The sequence below is a fragment of the Methylobacterium sp. Leaf91 genome, from assembly GCF_001422815.1.
Lineage (GTDB): Bacteria > Pseudomonadota > Alphaproteobacteria > Rhizobiales > Beijerinckiaceae > Methylobacterium.
The window spans coordinates 1-6,742 of sequence record NZ_LMMP01000035.1 but is presented as its reverse complement, the minus strand read 5'-3'; the positions used below and the strand labels follow the sequence as shown (position 1 = coordinate 6,742).

General features: G+C 64.2%; 6 protein-coding genes. 4 read left to right on the top strand and 2 right to left on the bottom strand.

Features of this window, described 5'->3' with window-relative positions:
• Positions 1-111: 111 nt before the first annotated feature.
• Both ASF32_RS18315 and ASF32_RS18310 read right to left on the bottom strand, forming a co-directional pair.
• Entirely contained in the window at positions 112-783 is a 672-nt protein-coding gene (locus tag ASF32_RS18315) for a metallophosphoesterase family protein (protein ID WP_056431643.1), read from the bottom strand.
• Complete coding sequence (locus ASF32_RS18310; protein WP_056431640.1) at positions 780-2,921, bottom strand: helicase-related protein; 2,142 nt, start codon at positions 2,919-2,921, stop codon at positions 780-782. The genes ASF32_RS18315 and ASF32_RS18310 overlap by 4 nt, the downstream gene beginning before the upstream one ends.
• 428 nt (positions 2,922-3,349) lie before the next feature.
• On the opposite strand from ASF32_RS18310, the gene ASF32_RS18305 reads away from it, so the two are divergent.
• From ASF32_RS18305 to ASF32_RS18290, 4 genes are read left to right on the top strand one after another with little or no spacing between them, the layout of a single operon-like run.
• On the top strand, positions 3,350-4,516 hold the full coding sequence (locus ASF32_RS18305; protein WP_156467882.1) for an acyl-CoA dehydrogenase family protein: 1,167 nt from the start codon (positions 3,350-3,352) through the stop codon (positions 4,514-4,516).
• On the top strand, positions 4,513-5,100 hold the full coding sequence (locus tag ASF32_RS18300; RefSeq protein ID WP_056431637.1) for an SAM-dependent methyltransferase: 588 nt from the start codon (positions 4,513-4,515) through the stop codon (positions 5,098-5,100). The genes ASF32_RS18305 and ASF32_RS18300 overlap by 4 nt, the downstream gene beginning before the upstream one ends.
• Positions 5,078-5,818: a cytochrome b/b6 domain-containing protein gene (locus ASF32_RS18295; RefSeq protein ID WP_082470479.1), complete on the top strand. Its 741-nt coding sequence runs from the start codon at positions 5,078-5,080 to the stop codon at positions 5,816-5,818. The genes ASF32_RS18300 and ASF32_RS18295 overlap by 23 nt, the downstream gene beginning before the upstream one ends.
• On the top strand, positions 5,815-6,555 hold the full coding sequence (locus tag ASF32_RS18290; protein ID WP_056431630.1) for a molybdopterin-dependent oxidoreductase: 741 nt from the start codon (positions 5,815-5,817) through the stop codon (positions 6,553-6,555). Before ASF32_RS18295 ends, ASF32_RS18290 begins: the two co-directional genes overlap by 4 nt.
• The last annotated feature ends 187 nt before the right edge of the window (positions 6,556-6,742 follow it).

Sequence of the window (6,742 nt, the reverse complement as noted above, 5' to 3'; positions counted from 1 at the left end):
ACAGCCCGCAGCGCCATAAACGCCGCGGGCTTCGTCATGTCCAGAGCACGCAGTTCTCCCCAGCACAGATCAGCGAGACCGCATCACAACCCAAAGCGAAAACCCGATCGCTTACGACCTCATGCCGACCTGAAGAAACTCGACCGCCGGTCCGGCATCCGCTGTGAAGACCCCCGCCGTCAGCGAACATCCAAAAACGCAGGCCGTGTCGATATTCGTGCGGAAGGGATGGATGTCCGGCCTCCCGTTCTTTTGGGGTGTATGTCCGTGGACGACATGCTTGCCGAAGTCGAATTCCTCGGTGAGGAACGGCTTCCGGATCCAGAGCCTGGCTTCCACGTCCGGGTCGATGCCCTGTCGACCGGGACGAAAGCCGGCATGGACATAATAACGGCGCGCGTCCGCGTGGGATGTCGGAAGGGCAGACATCCAATTGAGCGCGTCACGCGGGAGGTCTTCCGGATCCCGGATGCCGAATGACGCGAGCGTGCTCCGGCCGCCGTTCTCAAGCCAAGCAGTCACGCCAAAGGGTTTCTCGTAAGCGTCGAGCAGCATCCGCTCATGATTGCCCATGAGAAATGTCGCTTTCCCCATCTCCGTGCGATCAATGTCCTGAAGCATTCTCAGCACGCCGGCGCTGTCCGGGCCACGGTCGATATAGTCACCGAGAAAAACGAGACGTCGTTCGCGACCCGAACTGTGACGTGCGATCTCTGCGAGGAGCCGACCGAGCGCATCGGCGCAGCCGTGGATGTCGCCGATTGCGTAAGTGAGATGGCTCATCGTTGTCCTGGACGTGCACGGCGGCGCTCGGCCTTGCGGGTCGCCGTTTCTCGCAGATGATTCTCGATGACCGCATTGGCTCGACCACGCATGACACGGATCTGCTCGTCATCGTCGAAGGTTTCCGGAAATCGCCGCGATAACCAGAGATAGGCGCTGGCGAGCCGCACGGTTCGCTCCTGGTAATCGAGCTCTCCACTGAGATTGGCACGCAGGGCCGGAACGGTCGTGCGCGTGGCCCGGGCCTGCGCCCAGCGCTCCAGCATGGCGACGGCGACTTCATCGCGGCGGTTTACCGGGCAAACCGAAAAGGCGAACTTTTCCTCGATCGGCAGGTGGGCCCGATCGATGACTTTCGCGACATCGAGGATCTCGTCGAGGGCCGAAGGTTGGAACGGCGACCCGGCATAGAATGTGGAGCGCGCGAAATGGGTCATGACCTCGCGGAGACTTTGCGTTCGCATCTCCTCGGCGACGGAGCGAATCGCGATCAGGTCTGGCCGCACGAAGAACCGCGTATCGGCAGCGGGAGCCGTGGGGGCACCTGCCAGCGCCGCGCGGATCGGTTCGATGCCGACCGCATCGGTGGCTGCGACGTAACCGACATCCTGATGTCCGAACCGTCCGGCGCGACCGGCAATTTGACGAATCTCGGAGTTTGTCAGTGCACGCTCGCCGACACCGTCCCATTTCCTTGTGGCGGAAAAGACGATGCGTTTCAGGGGACCGAGGTTGAGGCCCATGCCGATCGCGTCCGTGGTCACCAGGACGGTGGCTTCACCGGTACGGAAGCGTGCGGCCTCCGCCCTCCGCACCTCGGGAGACAGGGCGCCGTAGATCGTCGCCACGCTATGCCCGGCCGCGACCAGGATTTCGCGATTCTCGTGGACGGCGCGACGCGAGAAGGCGACGACGGCGTCACCCGGCTCCACATTCTCCAGGGGAACCGGTTCCTCCATAAGAACCAGGGGTGTCTTGCGAACGAAGGTGATGACCTCGAGCGATTCGTTGGCGGCCTCCGCCGCGCGCCGGACAGCGGCGAGCGCATCGTCCGAGCCGCAGACGATGACGGTCTTCGCCGGGATGCCGAACAGAGCATTGGTCCAGGCCCAGCCCCGGTCCGGGTCGGAGAGCATCTGAATCTCATCGATCACGGCGACATCGATGGGCCGCGTCAGGTCGGCGGTTTCGATGGTCCGCGATGTGTGGGTCGGTCTCTCCTCGCCGAGAACCTCTTCGCCGGTCACCATCCCGGCCTTCAGCCCGCGCTCGGCCAATCCCTCGTAATTCTCGAGCGCGAGCAGGCGCAGCGGCGCCAGATAGGTGCCGGTCGGGGCCGCCGCCAAATGTTGCAGGGCCGCGTAGGTCTTGCCGGAATTGGTCGGCCCCATATGGAAGATGATGCGGCGGCCAAGGCGTCGGGCGACCGTGAACTTCTCGATATACGCACCGAACCCAACCTGGTCGCGCAGGCGCCGCAAGCGCGAATCCTCCCTTGCGACGAGCTTCGCGCGTTTCCGCACCGGAGCCAGCGTATCGCTCATGGATCGGCCGAGATTCGGTCCGTCATGGAACACCCGTGAGCGGAGCGAGCGGTCCATATGGTCGATATAGGTGACGGCGTCGGCGCCGACCTCTCGCAGATCCCCGGCGATGGCGTCCCTGAGGCGTTCGAGGGAGGGACGGAGCGTCCGTCCCGTCTTTGCGGTGATCTCGGCGACCGCCGTTCGCAACGTCTCGATCCGCCAGGCCGGGTCGTTCCGCTCCGCCATGCCCGAGACGATGTCACTGGCGACGCCGTCCAGCGGGACCTCGACCCGCACGTCCATGCGACCGCCATCGAGGAGCGGTAGCATCACGCGCACGCGCCATATCAGCGTGTCGTTAGCGGCGATCGTCACCTTCAGCCCCGGCACGCTTCTGGCGACCGCTTCCGCTCCGGCCTTGGCGAAGGCATGCACGGCCTTCATTCGCCGTAGCGCCTTGCCCACACGCGCATCGTCGACGTAACCGCCGAATTCCGGAAGGTCGAGTTGGAGCCGCAGCCCCTCGATATCGACGGAACGTGGCGGAAGGCCGAGGCGGGCGACGGCTTCCATCAGGAGATCGACGGTGGAAGGAACGCGCTTTCGCGCCATGGGGACCGATCCTGGAACGGGTGAGGCAAAAGCCTCGACATGATGCTCGGCAAAGCCGCGCCGAAGGCGATTACAGAGCCGCGAGGAGGCTGCCCGATCTCGGACCCGCCGCCTATAACCGATATGGGGATAAACCGGCTTTTTTGGAGTTGTGGATCCCTGCCTGCGAGGATGATGCACGTCATGGGAGGCGACGCTGCCGAACCAGCCCGTCCTACGGTCGTTCACCCATGACCAGCGTTGCCGCCGGTCTGGCGGCCCGGTGGAGCGTCAGATCGCCCGTCATCGGCCGATTAAGAATCCAAGGTAAATCGTAGAATGTCCGCGCCTGGGTGTCGCACGGCGGAAGGCAGAACGAAGTATATCTGTCACGCTATTCCTATGTCATAAATATTTATCATAACGGATGCGACGCCCGCGTGGAGAGGATGAACAGCGTGGACCAACCGACACCGGTCGCCCACACCACTTTCGATCCCACGAATGCGGCGAGGATTGCCGCCAGGGCAGCGGCTGCACGGGCGGCCGAGCATGATCACGATGGCGGGTTTCCCGCGGCCGATGTGGAGCATCTTCGCACGCTCGGCCTGCTTGCCGCGCCGATCCCGCGGGACGAGGACGGCGCTGGGCTTGGCGAAGAACCGGGGGCCGCCGACCTCTGTAGCGTGTTGCGCGTCATCGGGAGCGGCAGCCTCGCCCTAGGCCGGATCTATGAGGGCCATGTCAACGCGCTCCAATTGGTCGCGCGCTACGGCGACCGTTCCCAGCGCGCGCGACTGTTCGAAGACGCGCGGCAGGGGCATCTTTTCGGCGTCTGGAACACCGAACTCTTCGATGACGGGCTGAAGCTCGAGGAAGTGGCTGGCGGTTATCGCTTGAGGGCCGGCAAGATCCTCGCATCCGGGGCCGGTTTCGTCAGCCGCCCCTTGGTCACCGCCCGCACGGTTCCCGGCGATCTCGCCTTCATGGTGATACCGGAACTGACGCCTGGGACACGGGCGGATCTGTCCGATTGGCGGGCGCATGGCATGCGTGCCTCGGCGACGGGAAAGGTCGATCTGACCGGCCTCCCTATCGGATCGGGTGAGCTGCTCGGCGAGCCCGATTCCTACTCGCGACAGCCTTATTTCTTCGGTGGAGCCTGGCGTTTCGCTGCCGTCCAGCTCGGTGGGATCGAGGCGGTCATCGACATTTGGCGCGATCACCTCCGCCGGACCGGCCGGGGACCTGATCCCCATCAATCGGCGCGGCTGGGAGAGGGGCTGATCGCCACCGAGACAGCCCGCCTATGGGTGGAGCGCGCCGCCCGTATCGTCTTCGAAGACGATCTCCATCCCGAGCGGATCGTGGCCTATGTTCATCTGGCGCGAACCGCCGTCGAGACAGCGGGGCTTTCCGTTCTCCAGCTCGCCCAGCGCTCCGTGGGGCTGCAGGGTTTCCTTCGCGATCATCCCCTCGAACGCGCCTCGCGCGATCTCGCCACCTATCTTCGCCAGCCTGCACCGGATTTCGCGCTGACATCGGCCGCGCGTTATGTCCTTGGTGAGACCGTGTCCGCCGGAGATCTCTGGCGTGATTCCGGAGATGTGCCATGACGCGTCATTCGCAGACGATGCCGCCCGATTATTTCGACAACCGCTACGCCGAGGATCCCGATCCCTGGCAGTTCGCCACAAGCGAATACGAGGCCGCCAAGTATGCGGCGACGCTGGAAGCGTTGCCGAAGCCGCATTACGCGTCGGCGCTGGAGATCGGCTGTTCGATCGGCGTGTTCACCAAGGCGTTGGCAGCCCGATGCGACGCCCTCATCGGTGTCGATACCGCGGAGAAGGCCCTCGAACAGGCACGCGAGCGCTGTCGGGAGGCGCCGCATGTGAGCTTTGAGCGGTTGCACTCTCCCGGCCAATGGCCTGCCGGCCGGTTCGACCTGATCCTGATATCCGAGGTCCTCTACTTTTTCGACGCAGCCGACATGCCCCGCCTGGCTGAGCGGATTCTCGGCACGCTCGACACGGGAGGCACCATCGCGCTGGTCCATTGGACCGGGCCGACCCATTATCCGCAGACGGGGGACGCGGCTTCGGACCAGCTCATCGACATCCTCGACTCGTCGATCCACGTCACTCATCGTCATCGCACCGATCGGTACCGGCTCGATGTCCTCACCCGCATCTCCTGACCTTCACGCGGTGGCGACGGAGGCGGGCCCACAATCCCGCCGCACCGTATTCCGGCACCCTGTCTGGCTGCGATTGACCCATTGGGTGAATGCTGCGGCCTTTCTGGTCCTGCTGATCAGTGGAATCGCCATCCTCCTCGCTCTGCCACGATTGTTCTGGGGCGAGACGGGTGCCAACGGCGCCCCGACATGGCTCGAACTTCCCCTACCGGTGAGTCTCGAACAGACCGGCTGGGGCAGGAACCTGCACTTCCTCGCCGCCTGGATCCTGGTGATCAACGGGCTCGCCTATCTTCTCCTCGTTCTGGCCAGCGGACATCTTCGCAAGAACTTGGTACCGAACAGGGATCAACTGTCCGCCCGGCATCTCGCCCGGGAAATCAGTGATCACGTCAGGTTCGAGAAGGCGCGCGGCAACGAGGCGCTCCGGTACAACGCGTTGCAGAAATTCGCTTATCTCGGCGTTGTCCTGATCCTGTTTCCGCTCATGGTGCTCACTGGCCTCACCATGTCGCCGGGCTTCACGACGGCGTTTCCCGAGCTCTTCACCCTGTTCGGTGGCCGCCAATCCGCGCGGACGATCCATTTCCTGGTGGCCAGCCTGCTCGTGCTGTTCCTGCTCGTTCACGTGGCGCAGGTCTTCGTCGGCGGCGCGGCCAATCTCATGCGTTCGATGATCACGGGGCGCTTCACCATCCCCAGGGAGACGGAACGATGACCGATCTTTCCCGGCGTCGGCTTCTTACGGGATCGGCTGGTCTCGTCGGGGCCGGTTTCCTCGGCGGTTGCGATGCGCCGGCGTTGAGCCGTCTGGCGACGCCCTATGATTGGAGCAACGGCCTGACCTTCGCCGTTCAGCGTTGGCTTCTCCGGCGCCAGCCCCTCGTCCGGGAGTTCGGGCCCGAGGCGATCTCGGCCGTCTTTCCGACGATCAACACGACCGATCCGGACGTTCCCGGCTACAAGACATCGAAGTCCCTCGGTTTCACGGATTGGAAGCTGCCGGTGACCGGTCTCGTGGAAAGGCCGGGGGCGTTTTCCCTAGCCGACCTCAAGGCGATGCCGGCCCGAACGCAGATCACGTTGCACAGCTGCGAGCAGGGATGGTCCGCCATTGCCGGGTGGACGGGAGTGCCGCTCGCAGGCCTGCTCGCTCATGTCGGCCTGAAGCCGGAGGCGCGCTTCATCGTCATGCGCAGCGTCGATGGTTGGTGGGACAGTTTCGACTTGTTCGATGCGCTGCATCCCCAGACCATCCTCGCCTACGGCATGAACGGACAGGATCTGCCCGTCGCCCATGGTGCTCCCCTGCGCCTGAGGGTCGAACGCCAGCTCGGCTACAAGAGCTTGAAATACCTGACGCAGATCGAGGCCGTGGACCGCGTCGATGGCTTCGGAAAGGGGAGGGGGAGCATGGTCGCCGAACTGGGCTTCCCCTGGTACGCGGGGATCTGACCGAGGCTCGGTCGGCAGGCCGTCGCTTCGGGTTTTTGCGACTGTTGTCATCGGGACGTCGTTTTAGGTGTTGACGCGTCCGTCTGTGGTCCGTATATCCCTGTTCATCGGCGGCGGCCAGCGGGGACTTCGGTTCGGCGGGCGGCTGTTGTGTCTTCTGGGCACTGATGGATGGATGATCTGGCTG